Annotated in this window: 3 protein-coding genes; 2 read left to right on the top strand and 1 reads right to left on the bottom strand. The window is 40.2% G+C overall.

The genetic code is table 11. The features are described from left to right. Together D9T21_RS19400 and D9T21_RS19395 are read left to right on the top strand one after the other, a co-directional pair. Positions 1–519: RNA polymerase sigma factor (locus D9T21_RS19400; RefSeq protein ID WP_206427307.1), on the top strand; the 519-nt coding region annotated here is incomplete at its 5' end. Positions 520–538: 19 nt separating this feature from the next. Continuing rightward, the gene (locus D9T21_RS19395; RefSeq protein WP_105934593.1) at positions 539–1,192 is read left to right on the top strand and encodes a hypothetical protein; all 654 of its coding nucleotides are present in this window, start codon (positions 539–541) and stop codon (positions 1,190–1,192) included. 512 nt (positions 1,193–1,704) lie between these two features. Here D9T21_RS19395 and D9T21_RS19390 read toward each other — a convergent pair. Next, a partial coding sequence (locus D9T21_RS19390; RefSeq protein WP_123326849.1) for an IS1595 family transposase occupies positions 1,705–2,011 on the bottom strand: 307 nt, incomplete at its 5' end.

Genomic DNA, 2,011 nt, shown 5'->3' with positions numbered 1-2,011 from the left:
ATTATAACTCTTTACCATGCTGTTCAAAAACCAATCACGAAAGATCAACAGCCCCTAGACATCATAGAAAAGCACAAGGGCATTGTGTTTAAAGTTGCACGCGCTTACTGCAGTAATGAGTTTGACCGGGAAGATTTAGTTCAGGAAATTCTCGCCCAAATCTGGCGTTCATTAGATACCTACAATAACGGCTTTAAAATTACGACCTGGATGTATCGAGTGGCACTTAACGTTGCAATATCGTTTTACAGGAAAGACAAAACAATTGCTTACAAGCATTCCGAAATGGAAGACAAGTTACTTAGTTATGACATGGAAACTGAAAGAGAAAATGCACAGAGCTTGAGTGAGTTATACGCATTCATAAACGGACTCAACGATATAGATAAAGCGGTATTGTTGATGTATTTAGAAGGTGAAAGCCAGTCTGAAATCGCCGCTAATTTAGATATTACGATTGCTAATGTCTCCACCAAAATCAGTCGAATTAAACAGAAGTTAAAGGCGAAAGCGTCTTAAACAGACGAGGTACTCAGGTATGAATTTAGATCAAATGCAGTCTATGTGGCAGGCACATAGTGAAAAGCTGGACGAGTGTATGAGTCTGAATCAAACATTGCTTCAGAAGATACAGGCTGAAGGTAACAAAAGTGAGTTGAACAAGCTCATTTTGACAAGAGCGATAGAAGGCACTGTATTTTTTTGCATTGTCCTTTCTTTGGGGAGCTACGTAGCCTCGTCCTGGGGGTTAACTGCACCGGTGGTATCCGCCGTTGTTCTCAATATATTTGCAATAGTGGGACTAGCCGGGAGCATTGGCCAAATCGCGCTGTTGAAAAAGGTAGATTTTTCTAAATCGATGAAAGAAACGCTGAATGATCTTATTGCCGTCAGAACGCATAGTTTGAATGTTTTTAAACTGCTAATCCTATCTGCACCTTTTTACATGGCCTATGTATTTCTGGGCTACGACCTGTTTTTTGGCGTTGATTTATTCTCATTAATGTCGGCAGAAACAACCATTAGATTTTCAGTGATTGCCCTGATATTTGGGCTTCTGGCGGCGCTGCTTATCAATAAGCTCAAGCCAGAAAACAGGGACAATAAGTTAATTGGTTGGCTTTATCAGGAAATATCCGGCCGCAGGTTAACGCATCTGTTAGACCAATTCGAAAATATGGAAAAAGGCTGAGTTGTAGTGGCCATTAAATTGTTCTTATCAAGGCACATCAGGCCGGAAATGGCGATAAAAAGCGATGTTGGGTTTGATTCGTATTTTCTCAATGGTAGTTCGGCGTTACGGGATTAGGTTGCTTTGACCATACGCAGTCATTTTAACCAAAGTTTTAATGAGTTTTATCAAAGGAGTTAATTATGAGCGGTTTAGTAATTGGTGGTGTGGTAGTTGTCATGAGCGTAGTAATAGTTGCTATAGCAGCGTCAAAACGTAAAGAATAGTTACTGTTATAGAGTTATTGAGTTAATAATGACCTAACAAGTCGATCAACGGTATATTTAAAGCTTGGCACCGCTGCCGTTGGTCGCAGATTATACTCAAGGTTACTCTGCCCGTTATGCGGGCCTGATTTTATAAACTGTGTTGAATTGCATGGCATACAGGGAGGTGGGTAAATTTTGACTGACAGCGTAATAAACTGGGTTGGTTTTACCATACAGGTCATTGGCTTACTGTTAATTACAAGGCTATGTTCGGATTAACTGTTGTTGAATTGAAAAGAGCCTGTTTTCGTTAAGGTTTTCTGGAGTATCCATAAACCTGAACCAACCTAGGTAGTGTTCCAAGTATTTTGTGGCTACTCCGTGAAACCGTTTTATCCACGCTTTCAGACGGCTGTGATAGGCGTTAACATTTTGAATGTGAAAGACTTTATCTATCACCTTAACTCCTCCTGCCACATCTAAGCGCTTGTGTATTAAATCATTTTTCTCAGAAAGAGCTATGTAGGGCTTATAGCCATCACTACACAACACACTGTCTTTCTCTAATTTC

Source organism: Marisediminitalea oceani (assembly GCF_003731635.1).
Lineage (GTDB): Bacteria > Pseudomonadota > Gammaproteobacteria > Enterobacterales > Alteromonadaceae > Alteromonas > Alteromonas oceani.
The sequence above is the reverse complement of the archived record's forward strand: the minus strand, read 5'-3'. Positions and strand labels throughout refer to the sequence as shown.